Below are 21,238 nucleotides of genomic sequence, written 5' to 3'. Positions count from 1 at the left end.
AACAATCCGTTGCCGAACTTCCTTCAATCCGTTACATCCGTTACATCCGTTAAACAATCCGTTGCCGAACTTCCTTCAATCCGTTACATCCGTTACATCCGTTAAACAATCCGTTGCCGAACTTCCTTCCCCATCAGCGACTTATAGGCTGTCACCTTAAGATCAATCCCAGTAATATCTGTCCCCACAACAACAGCCATCGCTCCTAAATCCAAGGCTTTTTTAGCCATTTCCGGCCCCGATATCCCGCCTTCGCAGATAACGGGAACCTTAAGCTTTTCTACCATTTCCGCAAGCAAATCAAATCCCGGCGGCGAAAAATTTTCCGTCTGAGCAGTGTAGCCAAAAAGAGTAGTTGCTACAGTATCTGCACCAGCTTCGGCTGCCGCGATCGCAGCTTCTATTGTATCTACATCCGCCATCACTAATTTACCCAATTCACTGTGAATTCGCCCGATTAATGTCTTTAAATCTTCCCCGCCAGCAGGACGGTTTCTCAGAGTAGCATCAACCGCGATAATATCGGCTCCAGAATCGGCGATCGCCCGCGCGTCTTCAAACCGAGGAGTAATGTAAATCTCGCATCCCGGCAATTGCTGCTTCCAAATCCCAATTATGGGAGCGGATATCTGTTTTCGCACCGCTGCAATGTGAGCCGGAGTGTCAATCCGCACGCCCGATGCACCTCGATTGATGGCGGCTTGAGCCATTGCCGCAATTACGATCGGATCGTGCAGCGGCGAATCAGCAGGTGCTTGACAAGAAACAATTAATCCTGTAGGAATTTGACAATTAATCATAGCGAATTGGGGATGGGGAATTGGTAATTGGGAATTACAAATTATACCAGTTCAAAAAAAAGAATGTAACTGTAGACCAGAGCCCAACCCATATCCAATGAGTCATTCCAAAATCTAAAATCTAAAATCTAAAATCTAAAATTGTATTACCCATTACCAGTACCGGCCATTAAAGAAATAATTTTGTCAAGCAATTGCTCAGGATGAATCGGTTTAGTCAAACAATCGTTAGCTCCCGCCGTCACGAAAGATATCCGATCTGGCGGAATTTCATTAGCGCTTAAAGCTAGAATCTTGATATTTTCAGTAGCGGGTTTTTGGCGCAGTTGGTGAATTATTTCGCAGCCATTCATACCGGGCAAACGCATATCGACAATCACAGCATTCGGCTGCAAAAGTTCAATTTGCTCCACCGCCGCAGAACCTTCAATCATCCACACCACTTGCAGTCCTGCGGCTGTCAGGATATCGCAAATCAGCATAGCAGTTTCTTCATCTTCTTCCACGAGTACGAGGCTGCCCCGCGAGGAATAATGCAGCGGTAAAGATGAATTAGATTTTTCATATGTGAATTTGGTGGATTCATCTTTGGTTATACTTTGGATGGGTATAAAAACGGTAAAAGTAGAGCCGACATCAACTTTAGAGTTGACTTCGATCGCACCGCCGTGAAGCTCTACTAACTGTTTAGTTAAAGCCAATCCCAGACCGGTGCCGCCGTATTCGCGGCGGTAGGGAGAATCCAACTGCTGGAATTTTTGAAACAACAGCGATCGCTGATTTTCGGGAATTCCAATGCCGGTATCTTTGATTTGAAAAACAGCGGTGCTGCCAGCAGGTGCAATACCGGAATGTCGCACTTCCGGCGTTCGATTTTTATCTTCTGTCACCCAAACTCGCAGGATTACTCGCCCGCCTTGGGGAGTAAATTTAATCGCATTGCCTAAAAGATTGAAGAGAATTTGTCTCAAGCGGCGCGGGTCAGCGATGAAACGATCGCACTCTTGTTTTATTCGCTGTTCTTGCAGCAGTTCCACGCCTTTAGCCGCAGCTTTTTCTTTGAGGGCGTGCAGGCTCTGAGAAGCTAATTTAGAAAGTGAAAATTCACTAATTTTTAATATTGCTTTTCCCGCTTCTACTTGCGATAAATCTAAAATATCGTTAATTAATTCTAATAAGTGGTCGCCGCTGTCTCGGATAGTTTGCAGGTACTGCCGCTGCTTTTGTATCGGCACTTCTTTGCTGCCAACTTTGCCGTAAGACCACCGCAACAGCGTGTCGGAAATGCCGATGACGCAGGTGAGGGGAGTCCGCAATTCGTGACTCATAGCTGCCAAAAATTCGCTCTTGGCGAGGCTGGCCGACTGGGCGGCGACCAGTGCATCGCGCAGTTCTCGCGTGCGCTCTATTACGCGCTGTTCTGAGGTGCGCTTTTGCTGCTGAACTTGTGCATAAAGTTCGGCTTGGTAAATGGCGATCGCCAAATGTTCTGCTATTTGTCGCAAAAAAGTTTTTTTGCTTTCTTCCCACTCCCGAAAAGTACACTGGTGGGCAATTAGCAGCCCCCACAAGTCATCTTGAACTACGATCGGCACTAGCAACTTTGCCCGCACCTTGGCCCGCCGCATCAACTCTAAAAAACAAGGCTGCGAAGAGTAAGTTGTTTCCACATCCGCGACGCACAAAGCCAAACCTTTGCGATATTTCTCTCGGTCAATGACTCCATTGGTAAAACATTGCGCGCCATCACTAAAATTCAGTACAGACGAGATAGCGTCATTGGCTAAAGCTTCGTAGGTAACGCGACCTAAATACAAGTAAGACCCGGAATTTTCTGGGATTTCGCCAGACCCAGAAACCGCCGTAGGTCTTTCTTTCGCTAACTGGATCTTGTGCGGTGCTGGCACTTTTTCAAATTGATAAATTAACAGGCGATCGACCTCCAAAAACTCTCGCACTTGCTCGACTGCTTTTGACAAAATTACAGGCAATTCCAAACTCTGGCGGATTTGAGTTGTGACCTGATTCAAAAGTCGCTCTTGTTCGAGCTGCTGCTGCAAAGCATCTTCTACTGGCTGACAAAATGAAATACAGGGACTGGCAATTTGTAATTGATTGACGGCTTCAGCAATCTGGCTTTGTAGCGTTTCTGGATCTATAACTTTGGGCGCGGATTTTCCCTCTATTTCTGTTTGGCTGTGTAGGGGCGGGCGATTATTTGGGCTGGCATTGGCAGCGAGAATATCCAGCAAATTTAGGGTGAATTCGCTTTGAAGAACGGCCGAGTTAATCTGTATATTTTTAATTGCTTGTTTGAGGGCGCGAATGTCAATTTGCCACGAAGGTGCGGGCGTTATTTCTGCGAGTTTGTCTGCGAGGGGAGACAGGAAATCGGCGATCGCCCCGGGGTCGAAAGTCAACTGCACATTCAATTGCGAATGGAGATTTGTTTCGCTGTGCTTGTGTCCGTTTGTTGCGAACTCATCTAATAGATTGCCCCGCAGCAGTGCGCTAAAATGCTCTGATACCACTGCTGCAAACCTTTCCGACGAATTTTCCAGATTGTGAGAATCAGCGATCATCGCATCGTCGGTCAGCCAAATCGCCCCTGGGAGTTCAGCCATTTGCTGTAACAAGTGGTAAGCAGCCTCAAAGGTTGCTAGGGGCAAAGTCCGATGTAAGGTTTTTGGTTTCAATCTAGATATTTTCCCGGTTGTTTTAAAGAACAAAATATGAATGCCCTTGTTGTGAGGACGGAACCCGTGGCACAACAGGTGCGGCCGATCCAACAGACTTGAGATGACAGTAGTCAGAAAGTAGGTAATAGAAGGCCCCGGAGCCAGAGAGCTTATTTCTCCCTATCATTGTTATTACTTGAAACAATCTTATTCCAGTATAATATTAATATATAATTTGTTAACTTGTACTTAACACTATCCGGGTAAATGAGCAATCCAACTCAACTCACCCCCGATTTCACGATCGGACATCTGCCGTGTCACGACTTCCAAGTGAGCGCTGCAACTCTAGGACAGGTAGTGGCTGAAAGATTTGAGCAAGAACCAGACCTGCCGGGAGTCATTATTACTCATGAATCACAGGTATTGGGCATGATTTCTCGCGTCAAATTTCGAGAGCAAATGAGTTTTCCCGATCGCGCAGAACTTTACGGGTCACACCCGATTCGAGCCTTGTTAGATTTTATTAGAATTCCGCCTTTGCTGCTTTCGGAAAACTGGAAAATTGACGATGCCGTCCAAGCGTCTTTCCACAGGCACAAAGACTTGATTTATGAACCGATTATTGTGGTAATGGAAGACCATACCCACCGCCTTTTGAACATTCATACTCTGGTAATTGCCCAGTCAAAAGTTTTAGCACAAGCCAACAAAGCTATTCAAAAATACCGAGTGGAAAGACACAAGTATTTGGCGCTAATTCAACAAGAACAGGCTAAGCTTCACGAATGTAATGAACTTTTAAAAATCCACCAACGTCAAACCGAAAATTCCCATGCCAATCCTAGTTCCCAGCAAGTGGCACTGGTCAAACAAGCTGAAGAAATCGCTCAAATGAATCAGCGATTTGTAAGGATTGCGAAACTGATTTCTTCGGAAGGTCGCCAAGCATTTCAAGCTACTTTTCAAGGTGCTAATTCTATTTGCAACAATACAGATAAAATTTTGGGCGTGGGCAAAGCAATAGCTAATGATTTAGAAACGGTTAACCGCACTTCCCGAACCATCCGGGAGGCGATCGAACAAGTCAGGCATTTAGCAGTACAGGTGGCTGTAGTTACCAATCAAATGGGAAGTCAGCCTAGTGGTCTGAGCAAAGTGAGTCTAGAAATTGGCAGACTGGCAAGTAAAACTTTTGAATTGGGGACTCAAATGGAGCAAATTGCTAGCCGATTTAAACTTCGAGTTCACGAACTCACGGAGGCAGCAAGAGCGGGTGCTAATGTGGCTAAATCCGTGACTATCAAGATCGATCGCGCCGAAATGGCACTATTAGAGTTGGAAGAATTAATAGCGGAAAAGAATTTCAATTCGTTGACCGCTATCCAAGAACCTTTGGGAGTCATAAAAAGTGTTACCGCTGATTCTTTAGTTCGAGATATAGAACACACCGAAGTCGCGGTCTCCGAGTTGGAAGACTTAGTTAACAATCAAGATTCCTCGCAATATTTGATTCAAAAGATTCAGCAGGCGCTGAAGTACAAAAAACCATAAAATATCAGCCCCAATCTAATGAAACATTTGGAGAGGAAAACCAATAAAATCAAAATAAGAATTGACAATTATTCTATTTCAAGAATGCTATTTGTTATACTGAAGGTGGGGATTTTTTGAATTCAGTTGTAAAAAGGCTATTTAATTAGCCCCAAAAACCGATAAAAAGTTCCAAGAATAGTTGGAAGGACAGGTGACGTTTATGAAAATCCTGCTGGTAGAAGATGACACAGTTACAGTCAGTTTGCTGACTCAAGCGCTGAACTCTCACAATTACAATGTGAATGCGGCAGCAGACGGTGAAACAGCGTTGCATTTGGTGCAGGCATACGATTACGACCTGATTGTTTTGGATGTGCTGATTCCTAAACTCGACGGCATTAGTTTGTGTCGAAAATTGCGATCGTCCGGCTGCCAAATGCCGATTTTACTGCTGACAGCGCTAGATAGCAGCAACGATCGAGTCCAAGGTTTAGAGGCGGGTGCAGACGATTATGTGGTCAAACCCTTTAATCTCGAAGAATTAATCGCTCGAATTCGGGCTTTGCTGCGCCGGGGTAAGGCAACTTTGTCAAGTACAAATTTGACCTGGGAAAAACTGCAAGTCAACCCAGACACTACGGAAGTAACTTATGCCGAAAAAGTGCTGCACTTGACTCCCAAAGAGTACAATTTGCTCGAACTTTTCCTGAGAAATCCTCGGCGCATTTTCAGTCGCAGCGCTATCCTCGATCGCATTTGGTCGGCCGGCGAATTTCCTCAAGAAGAAGCCGTTACCGCTCACATCAAGGGGCTGCGGCAGAAGCTGAAAGCAGCCGGGATGACTGTAGATTTAGTGGAAACCGTGTACGGATTGGGCTATCGGCTCAAAAGTCTGCCGGAGGAGATTGAGAGCCAACAAGTTGGGCAGGAAACGGCAGAAACTGCTAAAACTCAAGAGACTTTATCTACTGCATCCAGCGGGTCTAGCCAGGAATTAAACAAAGACGAGCGCCGTCTCAAAGTCTTGAATGCGATTGCCCAAATGCGGGAAAATTTAAAAGCTAATTTTATAGAAAAGGTGGCGATATTCGATCGCGCGATCGCTCAACTGAAAAAGGGAAGCTTGGAGGGCGAACTGCGCGAGGAAGCCCAGGCTCAAGCTCACAAATTAGTCGGTTCTTTGGGAACGTTAGGGCTGCCGAAAGGTTCGGAAGTGGCGCGCCAGATCGAACATTTGTTTAAGGGTGAAAACATCTGGAAACCGGGGACTGCTCAGCAGATTGAGGGATTTCTGCATCAGCTAAAACAGATATTCGATCGCCCGTCGCCCGAACCCGAAGGCGATTTGGTTCCTGCGGTTTCCCAAAAGCGCCGAATGCTGATTGTTGATGATGATACTTTTGGGAGCGATCGACTGAAAACAGTAGCATCCGGTTCCGGCTTCCAGATAGAAGTCGCCAACTCTCCGCAAGCGGCAAGAAATGCGATTTCTCAACAGCCTCCCGACGCGATTTTGCTGGATTTGACATTTTCCAGATCTCAGGAAAACGGACTTTCTCTCTTAGCCGAACTCCGCAGTGAAAAGCCCGAAATTCCGGTGATGGTTTTTAGCGAGTACAATCAATTGAGCGATCGAATAGAAGTTGCTCGTTTGGGAGCTTCGGGCTTTTTACACAAATCTATACCCCCAGCAGATATACTCAAAGCAGTCGCCCAATTAATCGACCAGACTGGCCCTGCTGAAGCTAAAGTTATGGTGGTAGACGATGACGTGCATCTATTGGCTGCACTGCAAGTTATTCTACAACCTTGGGGATTTCAAGTAACAACATTGGACGATCCCGAAAAGTTCTGGGAGGTACTCGAAACAACTTGTCCGGATTTGCTAATTTTAGATGTGGAGATGCCCGGTTACAGCGGTATCGAGCTGTGTTTGGCAGTTCGCAACGATTTGCGCTGGAGCAAGCTCCCCGTGCTATTTTTGACAGCTCATTCCGAATCGGAAATAGTGCGCCAAATGTTTGTCGCAGGTGCTGACGACTACGTGAACAAGCCGATCGTGAAACCGGAATTAATTGCTCGCCTCCTGAATCGTTTGGAGCGGACTCAACTCAGAAACAGACTGGCTCAGGCACAGCGCTAATCCCATTTTAGATTTAAAGAATTTAAGAATTGAAGAACAGGGAATGACTGATGAGATAAGGGTTTCGAGCACGTACCTACAGTTGTATTCTTTTTTTTAAAATGGGATAACTAGAAGCAAATATGCAGTGCGTGGCCGAAACAAATCAGGAAACCTTAGCCAAGACTTGGGATTATTAGATTGTGTGATTCCGACGCGGTGCTGTTAATTGATGCTTGCCCGCTGATCAAGAACACAGGCTAATTTAGAGAAGTATTAATCAGATGAAAGCAATGGCATTGCCCTCAGACACAAACACTCTAAATAACAGCGACTGCGAACTAATTTACGCCCCCGGTTCGATTCAACCTCACGGCATCCTTTTGGTGCTGGAATCTCCGGCGTTGAAAATTTTGCAAGTTAGCAACAATACTTTTGAAGCGATGGGGCTTTACCCCGAACAACTTTTGGAGCAATTTTTAGAGGAATTTGTCGAGACTGAGGAAATTGAGGCTATTGAAAAAGCTTTATTTGAAAACAACCAACAACATAACGGTATCAGATTATCATTCACAAGTCAAGACCGCAAGTCTTTTTTTGAGGGGACGCTACATCAATCAAATTCAGCATTAATTGTTGAACTAGAGTCGGTTGTTTCCCCAAAAACGAGCGATTGTTTCAATTGTTATAATTTAGTCCAAGAGCCGATCGACAAAATCCACAGAACACAAAACCTGCAAGTGCTGTGTCAGACAGCAGTTGAAGAAGTGCGGAGGATGATCGGTTTCGATCGAGCGATCGTCTATAAATTTGATGCCACCGGTGCGGGGGAAGTTGTCGCCGAAGACAAAGTAGAAAGTTTGGCTCCTTTATTGGGACTGCACTATCCGGCTGGCGATATTCCCCCCCAGGCCAGAAACCTGTTCAGCATGAATTTAATTCGGTTTATTCCCGATATTAACTGTCAGCCTGTAGAACTAATTCCTCACTGCAATCCTCTAACCGATCGCCCCCTCGATCTGGGCTGCTCTTTGTTGAGAACAGTTGCGCCTTGCCATGCTCAATATCTCAAAAATATGAACGTTGGTGCTAGCATGACATTGACATTAATCAAAGATCGAAAACTTTGGGGATTGATCGCCTGTCACCACCCAACAGGAAAGTATGTCAACTACAAAACAAGAACTGCTTGCGAACTGCTCGCCAAGTTTGTGAATCTAGAAATTACCTACAAACAAGATAGCGAAGACCGGGAATATGCAGTTTATTTAAAAGAGATTTGCCATAAACTTGTCGCCAATATCTCTCAATCACACAGCTTTGTCGAAGGTTTACTGAAATCCCAAGATCAATTGCTAGCATTAGTGGGCGCTACCGGTGGAGTTGTGTGTGCCAATGAAGATTTAACAACCATCGGCCAAACGCCGGACTTGGTAGAAAGTAAAGACTTAATTGCTTGGCTCAAAACTCAAATAAATAATGATGTTTACCATACAGATTCTCTCTCGAAACTCTATCCACCCTCCGAGAAATACAAAGAAGTTGCTAGCGGTTTGCTGGTACTCGCCCTGTCCGAAATGCACAATTATTACATTTTGTGGTTCCGTTCCGAAGCAATTCAAACTGTCAACTGGGCTGGTAAACCCGACGGGCAAATAGAATTTAAACCGGATGACAGCCGAGGGATTTCTCCTCGCAATTCCTTTGAGTTGTGGCAAGAAACTGTGAGGTCAAAATCTTTGCCTTGGCAGCTATGCGAAATCGAAATAGCCCGAGAACTTCGAGTGGCGATTACTAGCATGGAGTTGCGGAAAACCAATCAGCAGCTCAGCTTAGCTTTGTCCGCTACCAAAATCGGATTTTGGGACTGGGACTTGCAGAAAAATCGCATTGTTTGGTCGAGGGAACACGAAGAGTTATTTGGGGTGGCCCCGGGGACTTTTGCCGGAACTTATCAAATGTTTGTAGCTTGCGTTCACCCAGAAGATTTAAAAGGTGTGGAGAATGCTATAAATCAGGTGCTCGCCCAGCGATCAGATTACTATCACGAATACCGCGTGGTTTGGCCCGACGGCAGCATTCACTGGATTGAGGGGAAAGGTAAGTTTTTTTACAACGAAGCAGGCGATGCAGTGCGGATGGTGGGGACAGTTACAGAAATTACCGATCGCAAAGCTAGAGAATTACAGTTGCGCCTGTTGGAATCAGCAGTCACCACCACTAACGACGCCGTGTTAATTACCGAAGCTGAACCGATTGAGGAACCGGGCCCGCGAATTATTTATGTCAACCCAGCTTTCACGCGGATGACCGGCTATACGCTAGAAGAAGTTGTGGGCAAAACGCCACGCATCTTGCAAGGACAAAAAACAGACCGCGCCAGTATCGATCGAATTCGGACAGCTTTGGAAACCTGGCAGTCGGTGCGGGTTGACTCGATCAATTACCGCAAAGACGGGACGGAATTTTGGGTAGAAATGAGCATTGTCCCCATAGCGGACAAAAATGGTGAGTTTACCCACTGGGTATCAGTGTACCGCGATATTAGCGATCGCAAACTTGCTGAAGCAGCCCTCCAACAGCTCAACGAACGGTTAGAAATGCGAGTTTTGCAGCGAACCAGAGAACTAGAAAGCTCTCAAGCAGAACTCCGGGAAAGCGAAGCTTTATTTCGCTCTCTGAGCGAGAGTTCCCCCGTGGGCATTTTCAAAATCGATACTGAGGGGAAATGTACCTATACAAATCCTCGCTGTCAAGCAATTGGTGGCTTCACACCGGCAGCAGCTTTAGGAAACGGCTGGATGCGCTTTGTTCACCGCAAAGACCTCAAACTAATTCTGTCTAAGTGGTCAGAATCGCAATCGCTAGATGGGGAATTTTCCTGCGAATTCCGCCACATCCAGCGAGACGGAACCATTCGGTTTTGTCGGCTTACAACAGCTCCGATTTTTTCCGACAGATCTCAACTAATTGGTCACGTCGGCACAGTCACAGATATCACAGAAAGTCGGGCCATTGAAAAAATGAAAAATGAGTTTATTTCGATTGTCAGCCACGAACTGCGAACGCCACTTGCCTCCATTCGCGGTTCTTTAGGTTTGCTGGCGGCGGGGGTACTGAAAAGTAAACCGGAAACTGCCAAACAGATGTTAGAAATCGCTTCGAGCGATACCGAACGGTTAGTGCGTTTGGTAAACGATATTCTCGACTTAGAACGGCTCGATTCGAGTCAAGTTATCCTCGTCAAGCAGTGGTGCGATGCCCAGGTTTTGATGCGGAAGTCCGCAGAAGCTGTACTTTCTTTGGCTGCTGAAAATAACATTGATTTGTCGATTTTGCCCGATGCAGCAAAAATTTGGGCTGACCCGGACAGAATCGTTCAACTGCTGGTAAATTTGTTGAGCAATGCGATTAAATTCTCCGCTCCAGGGAGTACAGTAACTGTCAGGGTTGAAGATTTAGGCGATTCCCTACGGGATAGCTACGCTTCACGGGTTTTATTTGAAGTCAAAGATCGAGGGCGGGGGATTCCAGCAGATAAACTAGAAACTATCTTTGGACGGTTTCAACAAGTCGATGCTTCTGACTCCCGCCAAAAAGGAGGTACGGGTTTGGGTTTGGCTATCTGTCGCAGTATCGTACAGCAGCACGGCGGCAGAATTTGGGCCGAAAGTGTTGTCTCAGAAGGAAGCAGTTTCTATTTCACAGTGCCTGCACCGTTGGAAGGCGAGGGGGGAAAAAGTTTGGAGGTTTGAGATTGCTTTGATCGGAACTCGCGAAAGCTAAAGTTTCTGGAAACGCACGCGGTTAGGATGATTTTGGGAGGCTGATATGTCGATTTTTATGTTCAGGGTTTCACTAGGTGAGTGGCAACATACCAACCGCTTGATTAGAACGTTCTTAACTGCTGAAACTCTTAATTTTATTGCTTCTTTCTTCTGCTCTATCTGTGAAGAAGCCGAGTTGATGAGGCAGGGTGCTTAAGTTTTTTTCAGTTTACCATAATTAATTTAAAATTTGAGTTTTAATTATGTCAGCAAAGCGCATTCTGGTCATCGATGATGAAAAAAACCTCTGCAGCGTGATTCAGGCCTGTCTGGAACATTTAGGCGGCTGGATTGTACTAAGCGCGCCGGACGGCAGCCAAGGATTGCTGTTAGCTGAAACTCAACTTCCTGACGCTATTCTGCTAGATGTGATGATGCCGGATATGGACGGACTTACTCTGTTTGGTTTGCTGCAAAACAATGTAGCTACTCGGGGGATTCCGGTGATTTTCCTGACGGCTAAGGTGCAGGCGATGGATTTGAGCGAATTTGCTGATTTGGGGGTAGCGGGGGTGATTGCCAAGCCTTTCGATCCTTTGAGTTTGGCACAGCAAGTGGCGAAAATTCTGGGTTGGGAACCGTTGCTGTAAACTGGGGTAAAAGGCGATCGCAGATACCATATCAAACTCGGCATTTGAAACCGCTACTAGACAAACAAAGTCGGCCCAGCCCGACGGAAGAATCAAGGGGGCATTAAAGCCGGATGACGATCGAAAATCCGCTTTCTCGTTCTCTTGATTGTTGCGAAAGTTACGCAATTAGGTTATGAAACCCCGTTTATGCGTCCAGGAAATTCCTAGTTTTTCCGGCTATGTTCATAATTTCCTCATTTTTTTGATTTAGCTTTGAGATCGATCGGTGATTGGTTAATTTAAACTCTGATTCCCTAGAAGTTCTAGAGATGATCCCAGGGAGTCGGGGTTTTTTGTTACCCGCAAAGCCGATCGGCGATCACCGTATTTACAGGCAGAATAACTCCTCCAGAAGTTACAAACACTTGCCTCAAGAACGGTTTTTCTTAACCCGGAATCACAGATGCAGCCAAGTTTTTTGCTAAAAAACTCCGTTTCAACCTGCTAATCCAAGATTTATGCAGATTTCCCTCAGAAACCTGGTTTTTTAACCCAGGATCACAGATGCAGCCAAGTTTTTGGCTCAAAAACCAGGTTTTTGCCTAACTCTTGTAATCTCTGCTTCGGCAAAAGTATATTTATCAAAAAAAATGATGGTCTTCATAATTTCCTCATATTTTCTAGATAAAGTTTACCCCAAGCTCTGGATCAGAAGGTCGATCGCGCTCTCAGCACCATTCCGCTGCCCAAGAGTGAATCTGTTGTCAGGAGAGTTCGGGAAAGTGACGGTATTTTCGATTAACGGGTGCAACAGAACAACAACCTTAATAAGTCAGGATATAGGCCCTGCATACCAAACAAACCGGGTTTTTCACCGGGAAAATGGAGTTTCTGTGCCCGACCTCTAAGTGTTGGCAGGATAACTCAATGCTACAAAAATTAATAACTGAAGATGTGATTCGTGCTCTCGAATAACACCCCAAAAATAAGTTGGTCGTTTGATCAAGAGCAAAACTCGCAATTGCCACTAACAGGCAAAGCCAAGTCTCAGTAAGTTTTGAAAGAGTGTGGAGATTTTGTAAATGTCTGATCAGCTATCTTATAAAGGTAACAACCAGATTCTGTGCTATTACGCAAATGTTACCAACCTAGTGCAGGTGCTTCGGATTGGTAACATTCCTAATTGGTACTTTGAAAGAGTGATGTTTCCGGGACAGCGACTGATGTTTGAAGCTGCTGCAGAAGCAGTCTTAGAAATTCACACTGGTACGGTGGCAAGTGCTATTTTATCGGACAAGATTCCCTGCTACGTGCTGCGGGTTATAGAAGAGGTAAGTTCCGAGTTTGAGCTGGTGATGACCGAAAAACAATTGGTGGTATTAGCCGGTTAAAATTCATGAGAAATCAGACCAGATCGAGAACGGGCACAAAAATATTAGTTAACGAGTCTTTGGGGACAGGGAAAATGCAGAAAAATCTTGTCAATATTACCTTAGCTGTAGTAACAGAGGAAGTAGAAATTATCTTGGAGTCTTATCCGAAGCACCCCTACCAACAAGCTTTTTCGCCTTCGGGATTGCGACAGGATTTAATTGCTTATGTGCTCAGCCGAGTTCCTAATAGATATACTGCGATCGACTCCGGCGAGTCTGTGTCAAACCAAACAGTTCAGGTTCGCTGTTCTTCTGAGCAGTTGCTGCACATAGAAAATTTGATTCATACTGGCATTCGCGACGTGCTGCACAGCTATCAGAAGATAGATTACCCCCTGCCTGAAGAAGTTAAATTCGCTTCGAGGGTTGCTAGTGGGTTTTGATAGTTTTTTGTAAATGAGGGAGACGCCGAGATTCTCGGCACTCTCGGTTGGGCGAGGTGGAATTGTGTACTGACTCCATGATTCAAGACTTTTGGTAATCGCCGCAGCAGTTGCACGGGCCATTGGGATTGACAGCACAGCGCAGAATTTCCGATCGAGCATTAAAGCGACAGCTAGCATCTCCGATAACCCAGATGCCACTTACAAAAGTTCTTTCCGTCGGCGGTGTGGCCGACTGCACGTACAGGGCAATTTTTTGCAGTCGGTAGCGGCCGGATTTGAGTTGATAGCGGTGGTGGCGTTCCAATACAGCGTAGGTTTGTCCCTCTAAATCTAGATAGTTCCCCGGTTGTGGCGTCCAATCCAGCCGAATGCTACCTAAATATTGGCGGGGGTGAGAGAGAATCACCTCTACGGGTAAAGTATTTTGTTCCATGTGGCGGTGCGTTCGCGAACTGAACTAAAGGGGCAAATAGTTGACTAAACCTATATCTTCTTGATCTAGAAAAATAACTTCTTCTAGAGAGAGTAATTTAGGTTGAGGCGCTAAACTTAACTATAGAACCTTTGGCGATCGGGGGATCGCCGACTTATCTTGGGATAGCCGAGTATCCAACAGGGATAGGAAATAAACTTCAACTCGCTTGAGCTAACTAAAGTTAAGTTCGATTAGCTTTGATAAAGCAGTACACGCTGATGCTATCGCAACTCGCAGGTTCGATCGATACGCGGTTGAGATTGCTGAACAGATTTTAACGGTTTACAGGACTTGGGGTGCTTCGGGTGCGTTTGTACTGAGGACTTCAGTTTTCTGATTTGTATGAGGACTTCAGTGATCACTACAAACTAAACCGAATTTTTGGCAATCAAAATTCCCAAAAATATGCCATTCCTTCCATGATTCCCCAAGCGCAAACAGAACCTGCTAAATAATGATTTTCAGTGCCGCATTCGCGATGCCATTCTAAGAGTTCTGACAGAGCATTAGCGACGATTACTCCCCGGACATCCTGGTCAAACATACTGATATCATTGCCAGAATTACCGCAAACTAATGTTGCCTCAGATGCAATTTGTAGACGCTTTTGTAAATAAGCAAGGGCATTGGCTTTATTGCTAGTTTGTGGTAAAATATCTACATTACTATTGCTGCTAAAAATGATTTGAGCTGGCAGTCCCGATTCAGTTAACTTTTGCTGCAAAGCCTGGACAGTCGAGCTATTTTCTGCTCCTGGTTCCAAACAATAACTGATTTTCCAAGGATTTTGTTCTTTTAGGGATTGGGGTTTGAGCTGGGAAAACTGCTGCGCTAAAGAGGCGATCGCCATTTTATCCCAGTCTTGAGAAAGATATTCCGCCCAATCTAAATCGAGGATTCCGTCTTGGTAAATTTCGCTACCTACACCTGCGATCAAATAGTCGGGTGATAGCAGTTGCTTTTGGGCAATTAATTCGCAAGTTGAAGCATAAGAACGCCCGGTAGCGTAAACCAAACAAATTTGCGATCGCTGTGATTGCAAGCGCTGGTTTAAAACTTGAGTTGCTTCGTCATCTCCGACTAGCGTGTTGTCTAAATCTGTAACTAATAAAAACTTCATTGGGGGAATTAGTCAGGAGTCAGTAGTCTTCAGTCATTAATGATTGGGAATCGCTCGCTTCCTAAAATAAATTTAACTATTTATAAGAATTTGTTAAACCAAACACATTTATAAGCAAGCTTATCGTTTAAGATTGGCCAAATTTAATTTTCAACAAATGGTGTGAGTGGTATGGTGAATAATTCAACCTCCGTTAAAGCTTTTTGGCTGTCTTTCTTGATTTCTGGTGCGGCAGTGCCTTTGGGGCCGATCGCAGCAACAGCTCAAATTCAGGATACCTCAACTCCAGAAGTTGCGCTAGAAGCGAGTGCCGTCCCTACGGCTACCCCAGACGCAGCGCTGGCAGCAGGTAAGATTGAGATACCGCAGTTAGCGAGGATCACCGCAGAGGCTAACTCAGGAGTCGATCGCGCTTTACCCGACACAGATGCAGCATGGGTGAATAGCGCTTTACCCGAAACAGATGCAACAGTCGATCGCGCTTCACCCGAAACAGATATAGCAAAAGTTGATCGCGCTTTACCCCAAACAGATGCAGATTGGGTAAATAGCGCTTTACCCGAAACAGATATAGCAACAGTCGATCGCGCTTTACCCGACACAGATGCAGCAAAAGTCGATCGTGCTTTACCCGAAACAGATGCAGCAAAAGTCGATCGTGCTTTACCCGAAACAGATGCAGCTTGGGTAAATAGCGCTTTACCCGAAACAGATATAGCAACAGTTGATCGCGCTTTACCCGACACAGATGCAGCAAAAGTCGATCGCGCAACAACAACCCCAGAAATAACGGAGGCAATTGGCGAATTGCCCCCACAGAAGTTAGAAATTGCAAACTCTCCTCAGTCTCAACAAGTTGCTGAAGCCAGCAAAGTTGACGACATCAGCAGCGAGACGGGCAGCGCTGATGACCTCAGCATACAAGAAGACGCAGCACAAGTCACCTCTGTTTCCCAACTCTCCGACGTGCGGCCGACAGATTGGGCTTTTCAAGCCTTGCAATCCCTAGTAGAAAGATACGGCTGCATTGCGGGATATCCAGACGGCACATTCCGAGGCAATCGAGCCATGACTCGCTACGAATTTGCTGCCGGATTAAACGCTTGCTTGGATCAAATCACCAAACAAATTGGCGGTTCTACTGGTAATTTAGTCAAGCGAGAAGATTTACTTGCTTTGCAAAGATTGCAAGAAGAATTTGCAGCAGAATTAGCTACATTGCGCGGTAGAGTAGATGCTTTAGAAGCCCGCACTGCCGAATTGGAGGCCAACCAATTTTCCACGACAACTAAACTAAACGGATTTGCTTGGTTTAACCTGACTGGAGCTTTTGCGGGCGATCGAGTCCGAGTTGAAGCAACAAATGGAAATGCTGCTCCGCTCGATCGAGTAGCCGGACGCGATCCTGTCACCAACAGACCAATTGTGCAGAGAGTGGACGATGATCCAGAAATCACTTTCAGTCAGTTAGTTTGGTTGACTCTCACTACTTCCTTTACAGGGAAAGACGAATTGATTACACAGCTAGCTGTAGGTAACGGCAATTCCCCAGCCAACCAGTATACTTCAACGGGTTTTTTCAATACATTCGGCACTCCTTTTCTCGATCAAACTGCCGGAGCAAATCCCAATGAAGTTATCCTGCGGGAACTTTCCTATCGGTTCCCTGTTAGCAACAGCTTGCAAGTAGTAGTGGGGCCGCGGATTAATTTTTACCGCTACTTTGACAACAATAAATTTAACTTTTTCGTAGACGGTGCGAGCAGCTTTAATTCTAACAACAGCCCTTTGTTAAGCGCTACCCGACGCGGTGCCGGTGCTGTGGTTTTGTGGGATATCGGTCGCGCATTGAAACTGCGTTTTGGCTACTTGGGCGAGAGTACGGAATTTTTGCCCACTTCCGTATTTAATTCCGCTTCCAATCCGTCTCAAGGATTGTTTGATGGGACAAATACGACTACAGCAGAATTAACATTCAGTCCGAGCAATCGGACTAATTTGCGCTTTTTGTACAGCCGTTCCAACATCCAGCAAATCGGCGGCTTAATTGGATCTCCTAACAGCAAGCCGTTAAACGGTGTGGCAGATGACGGTTTTGGTGGCCGCCTGGGGAATGCGACTGCGAATACTTATAGTTTCAATTTCGATTGGTCAGTCACTGGCGGTTTTGGTCTTTTCGGCCGTTACGGCTACGCCGAAACCAATATATTTCCCAAGACTAACCGACCCGACGGCACGATCAAAAATCAATCTTATCAGTTAGGACTTGCATTTCCCGATTTGTTCAAAGAAGGAGCTTTGCTTACGGTGTCATATTTAGTACCTTTTGACTTTACTGGCGGTCGGAGATTTCTGATTTCTGGCGGGGGTAACGGTGGCACGCAGTACGAAATTGAGGCAACTTATTATTTCCCTCTGAGCGATCATGTTTCGATCGTGCCGGCATTTTATGCGATCGGCAATCCCAACAATTTCGATAACAACCCGACAATTTTTGTGGGCAATTTGCGGACGCAGTTTAGTTTTTAAGTAAGTTAGGGCTGATATCATTTCCGGTTACACTCATACATGATGTTGAATGTTGACTGTTGACGGTTGACGCCGTGAACAGTCAACCGTCAACAGTCAACATTCAACTCGAATTTACTATTCCGATGCTAACGGATTTGATATGACTTGAACATAATTATATAGCAATCCTCAATGAGTCGTAAATTTTTTACCCCACCCCAACCCTCCCCGAACCCGCGGAGAGGAAGTAAGAAATTCACAAATGATGCGAGGATTGCTATATCCTGATTAGCGTCGTCCTGATGTCAACGAATTGGAATTTCGATGATAAATTCAGTGCCTTTACCGGGTTCCGAGTGACACTGCAATTTCCCGTTGTGTTTTTCAACGACAATTTGGTGTGAAATTGATAAACCTAAACCTGTGCCTTTACCTACGGGTTTTGTGGTAAAAAATGGGTCAAATAAACGCACGATATGATCTTCGGGAATGCCCTGACCGTTGTCTTTAATCCGAATTAAAATGCTCGTGTCATCAATCGTTTTAGTTTGAATGGTAATAGTAGGAAAGATAGGAGAATTTGCGATGTCTTTTGCTTGGTTGCAGCTTTCTTCCAAGGCGTCGATCGCATTTGCAAATACATTCATAAAAACCTGATTTAACAGTCCGGGATGACAGTTTATTTGCGGCAGTTCTCCGTATTCTTTAATCACTTTAATGCCCTGCCAGTTGGGTTTGGCTTTCAGTCGGCTGTTCAACATTAACAAGGTACTTTCTAAACCTTCATGAATGTCGGCAGTTTTGATTTTTGCTTCGTCCGCCCGCGAGAAATTTCGGAGAGTTTGAATAATTTCTACAATTCGCTCGCATCCGGTCTGCATCGAATTGAGCAATTTTGGCAGGTCTTTTGCTAGAAATTCTAAGTCTATATCCTCGGCTTGTTGCTGAATTTTTGCTGGGGGATTTGGGTACTCTTCTTGATACACCTGTACGATTTCTAATAAGTCTAGAACGTAGCCTCGAACGTGGCAGAGGTTGCCGGCGACAAAGCCAACTGGGTTGTTAATTTCGTGGGCAATTCCTGCTAGCACTTGTCCGAGGGAAGACATTTTTTCGGTTTGTACTAACTGCATTTGAGTTTGCTGTAATTCGCGCAAAGCTGTTTGCAATTCTTGGGATTTTTGCCGATCGCGCGAGGCGGCGGCGGCACGTTCTTCCTCAACTCCGATCGCCCCAGCAATAATTCCGATCAACTTGCAGTCGGCTTCTGTGGGCGCGATCGACTCAGTGTAGAGAACGCACATCGCACCCACATAATTGTCGCCCAGCCGCACTGCTTGTCCCAGATAGCTTCGCAGTTGGTAGCGGATGACAGCGGGATCGATTTTGCCGTAGATCGTGTTCTGCAAGTCGAGAATGGCAACAGCCCGATCGCTTCCTTTGCTGCATACGTCGGTGCAGATGTGGCCCTCGGCGCGATCGACCAGCGGGTAGTCCGGCGGCGCTTGCCAAGTCGCGATCGCTTGCAGCAGTCCGCCACCGACGTGGCTGTAGATGGCGCAGCTTCCGCCCAAAAGCTCGCCGGCTAAGGATGTCAGGCGCTGGATGTTGTCAGCGGCGTCGGTGCTGAATCCCAAAAAGCACTCGTTGATTTTGCTGAGGCGGTACTCTGCTTGCCTGCGCGCCGTCATGTCGCGGGAGTTGATCACAATTCCGTTCACAGCGGGGTCTGCTAGCAAGTTGATGCCGACACCTTCAAGAAAACACCAAGAACCGTCCGCGCGCCGGAACCGACCTTCTAGGGCGATCGGATCGCCTGGATTTGCGATCATTTTTTCGCCGTCGGACATCAGCGAGGGAAGGTCGTCAGGGTGGATTAAATCGAGAGCAATTTGACCGGCGAGTTCCTCTGGTTCGTAGCCCAAAACTCTTACTACAGAAGGGCTTTCGTAAACAATGCTACCGCTGGCGTCGAGAATAGTAATGATGTCGGAACTGTTGAGAATTAGCGATCGCCACTTAGCCTCATTTTGGAACAAAGCTGACTCGGCTTGTTTGCGATCGGTAATATCCTCTACCATTTGCAAAAGAAACTGTGGCGTTCCCTGACTGCTGTCGATGACAGAGGCGCTGAGGCGTCCCCACCTGATGCTGCCATCTTGGCGGAGGTAGCGCTTCTCGATTTGGTAAGCTTCGCGGGAGCCCGCGGCCAACTGTTGGCACAACTCCCGCGAAGCTTGTACGTCTTCCGGGTGCGTGCATTCGTCCAGGCCCACACCCCGCAGTTGAGCTTCCGAGCTTCCCAGCATAGCTTGAAATGCCGGATTAGTGGCGATCGCAACACCTTCGAGGGTAGCCACTACCATGCCGATCGCAGCGCGTTCAAAAATTGCCCGAAACCGCTGTTCGCTGTCTCGCAAAGCTGCATCCGCTGCCACTTCCTGGGTGATGTCCCGCCCCGCCACTGCCAAACCTTTGCGCGAACCGTCGGGGTTGAACAGCGGCACTTTCCGCACTTCAAACAAATTGCTGCCGCCTGTGGGCAAGGGGACAATTTGGCGGCTGGAGGTGAGAGTGCCTGCTTGCCAGGTGGTTTCGTCGGTTTCCTGCCAAGTTAGCAGGATGTCTCTGACTCTGGGATCGGCGGCGGCAGCGAGTTCGGCAGTAGTTTTGCCCTGGTAGTCTGCGGTTTCCCAGCCCAAAAGTTGGAGGGCGCAGTCGTTGGCAATCAGCCAGCGCCCCTCGCTGTCTGTGAGGTTGATCGCGTCGGGGACGGCGTTAATTGCGGTTTTCAACCAGTATTCTTGATTTCGCAGGGCTGCTTCGGCGCGCTTGCGATCGGCGATTTCGGCCACGGTTCCTTCGTAGTAAAGGATTTCTCCGCCTGCGTCGCGGACTTCGCGCACGTTTTCCGAGATCCAGGTAGTGCTGCCGTCTTGGCGGCGGACGCAGGACTCAAACTCTTTCAGGGAGCCGTTTTTGCTGATTTCTGCCATGAATGAAGCGCGGCGGGTGCGATCGGCGTAAATGTTTTTTGCCGAACATTTTGCGATCAATTCTGACGGGGAATCGTAGCCGTACATTCGGGCTAGTGCGGGGTTGGCGCTGAGGTAGCGCCCGTCTGGGGCGGTTTGAAATATGCCTTCGGTGGCGTTTTCAAAGATGCTGCGGTATTTTGCCTCGGCTTCTTTGAGGGCTTCTTCTGCTTGGAAGCGATCGGTGATATCAGATTGAACGCCGATGAAGTGGGTAACGAGCCCGCTGCTGTCGCGCACCGGCGAGATAGTGAGTTCGTTCCAGAAGGGGGTCCCGTCTTTGCGGTAGTTTTTCAGAACTACTTTGCAGTCGTGTTGTTCTTTCAGGGCCGCGCGGATTTGATCGACGGCAGCGCGATCGGTATCGGGGCCTTGCAGGAAGCGGCAGTTCTGCCCGATTATTTCGCTGCGATTGTAGCCTGTAATCCGCTCGAAAGCCCCGTTGCAGTAGACTATAGGCCTGTCCGGCCGGGTAGCGTCCGCGATCGCGATGCCGTTGCTGGTAGCTGCCAGGGCGCGATCGTACAGCCTCCATACTTCTTCTATTAAATTCGGTGTGCCGCCAGTACGAGTCGGCGATAGCGTTTCAGAAGGAATGCTTATATCTATCTGCATGAGTTTCTATAAATTGAGTTTATTGTAGATACCGACTGCCAGCACACCCTAGATTTTAACAGAATTGACTGTTTTCCGAAGGCAGAAGTTAAAAGGCTATCCTGCAGAATTTTGGCGGTCAATCCTAC

General features: G+C 46.7%; 12 protein-coding genes. 7 read left to right on the top strand and 5 right to left on the bottom strand.

Features of this window, described 5'->3' with window-relative positions:
• Positions 1-101: 101 nt before the first annotated feature.
• Entirely contained in the window at positions 102-800 is a 699-nt protein-coding gene (locus QUA07_RS06310) for an N-acetylmannosamine-6-phosphate 2-epimerase (protein WP_333323453.1), read from the bottom strand.
• Positions 801-946: 146 nt separating this feature from the next.
• Positions 947-3,496 carry an ATP-binding protein gene (locus tag QUA07_RS06305; RefSeq protein WP_333323451.1) on the bottom strand — a complete coding sequence of 850 codons (2,550 nt, stop codon included), beginning with the start codon at positions 3,494-3,496 and terminating at the stop codon, positions 947-949.
• Positions 3,497-3,745: 249 nt separating this feature from the next.
• Between QUA07_RS06305 and QUA07_RS06300 the strand changes: the two genes are divergently transcribed.
• The 6 genes from QUA07_RS06300 (at position 3,746) to QUA07_RS06275 (ending at position 13,351) form a co-directional block, all read left to right on the top strand.
• Positions 3,746-5,032, top strand: coding sequence for a chemotaxis protein (locus tag QUA07_RS06300; protein ID WP_333323449.1), 1,287 nt, complete (start codon positions 3,746-3,748; stop codon positions 5,030-5,032).
• Between the two features lie 202 nt (positions 5,033-5,234).
• Positions 5,235-7,157 carry a response regulator gene (locus QUA07_RS06295; protein ID WP_333323447.1) on the top strand — a complete coding sequence of 641 codons (1,923 nt, stop codon included), beginning with the start codon at positions 5,235-5,237 and terminating at the stop codon, positions 7,155-7,157.
• A 263-nt stretch (positions 7,158-7,420) separates the two neighbouring features.
• Positions 7,421-10,891 (top strand): PAS domain S-box protein, encoded by a 3,471-nt coding sequence (locus QUA07_RS06290; RefSeq protein WP_333323445.1) that lies wholly within the window; start codon positions 7,421-7,423, stop codon positions 10,889-10,891.
• 275 nt (positions 10,892-11,166) lie between these two features.
• Positions 11,167-11,553 carry a response regulator gene (locus QUA07_RS06285; protein WP_333323443.1) on the top strand — a complete coding sequence of 129 codons (387 nt, stop codon included), beginning with the start codon at positions 11,167-11,169 and terminating at the stop codon, positions 11,551-11,553.
• Positions 11,554-12,617: 1,064 nt separating this feature from the next.
• Positions 12,618-12,926 carry a DUF1830 domain-containing protein gene (locus tag QUA07_RS06280; RefSeq protein ID WP_333323441.1) on the top strand — a complete coding sequence of 103 codons (309 nt, stop codon included), beginning with the start codon at positions 12,618-12,620 and terminating at the stop codon, positions 12,924-12,926.
• Between the two features lie 74 nt (positions 12,927-13,000).
• A complete protein-coding gene (locus QUA07_RS06275) occupies positions 13,001-13,351 on the top strand; it encodes a late competence development ComFB family protein (protein WP_333323439.1) in 351 nt (116 codons plus the stop codon).
• 82 nt (positions 13,352-13,433) lie between these two features.
• Here QUA07_RS06275 and QUA07_RS06270 read toward each other — a convergent pair whose 3' ends face one another.
• Both QUA07_RS06270 and QUA07_RS06265 read right to left on the bottom strand, forming a co-directional pair.
• Complete coding sequence (locus tag QUA07_RS06270; RefSeq protein ID WP_333323437.1) at positions 13,434-13,787, bottom strand: DUF6464 family protein; 354 nt, start codon at positions 13,785-13,787, stop codon at positions 13,434-13,436.
• Positions 13,788-14,217: 430 nt separating this feature from the next.
• The gene (locus QUA07_RS06265; protein WP_333323435.1) at positions 14,218-14,949 is read right to left on the bottom strand and encodes a sucrose-phosphate phosphatase; all 732 of its coding nucleotides are present in this window, start codon (positions 14,947-14,949) and stop codon (positions 14,218-14,220) included.
• A 171-nt stretch (positions 14,950-15,120) separates the two neighbouring features.
• On the opposite strand from QUA07_RS06265, the gene QUA07_RS06260 reads away from it, so the two are divergent.
• A complete protein-coding gene (locus QUA07_RS06260; RefSeq protein ID WP_333323434.1) occupies positions 15,121-17,478 on the top strand; it encodes an iron uptake porin in 2,358 nt (785 codons plus the stop codon).
• 287 nt (positions 17,479-17,765) lie between these two features.
• Here QUA07_RS06260 and QUA07_RS06255 read toward each other — a convergent pair whose 3' ends face one another.
• Positions 17,766-21,110 carry a PAS domain S-box protein gene (locus tag QUA07_RS06255; protein WP_333323432.1) on the bottom strand — a complete coding sequence of 1,115 codons (3,345 nt, stop codon included), beginning with the start codon at positions 21,108-21,110 and terminating at the stop codon, positions 17,766-17,768.
• Between the last annotated feature and the right edge of the window lie 128 nt (positions 21,111-21,238).

The sequence above is a fragment of the Microcoleus sp. T3_A4 genome (assembly GCF_036700465.1).
Lineage (GTDB): Bacteria > Cyanobacteriota > Cyanobacteriia > Cyanobacteriales > Microcoleaceae > Microcoleus.
The sequence above is the reverse complement of the archived record's forward strand: the minus strand, read 5'-3'. Positions and strand labels throughout refer to the sequence as shown.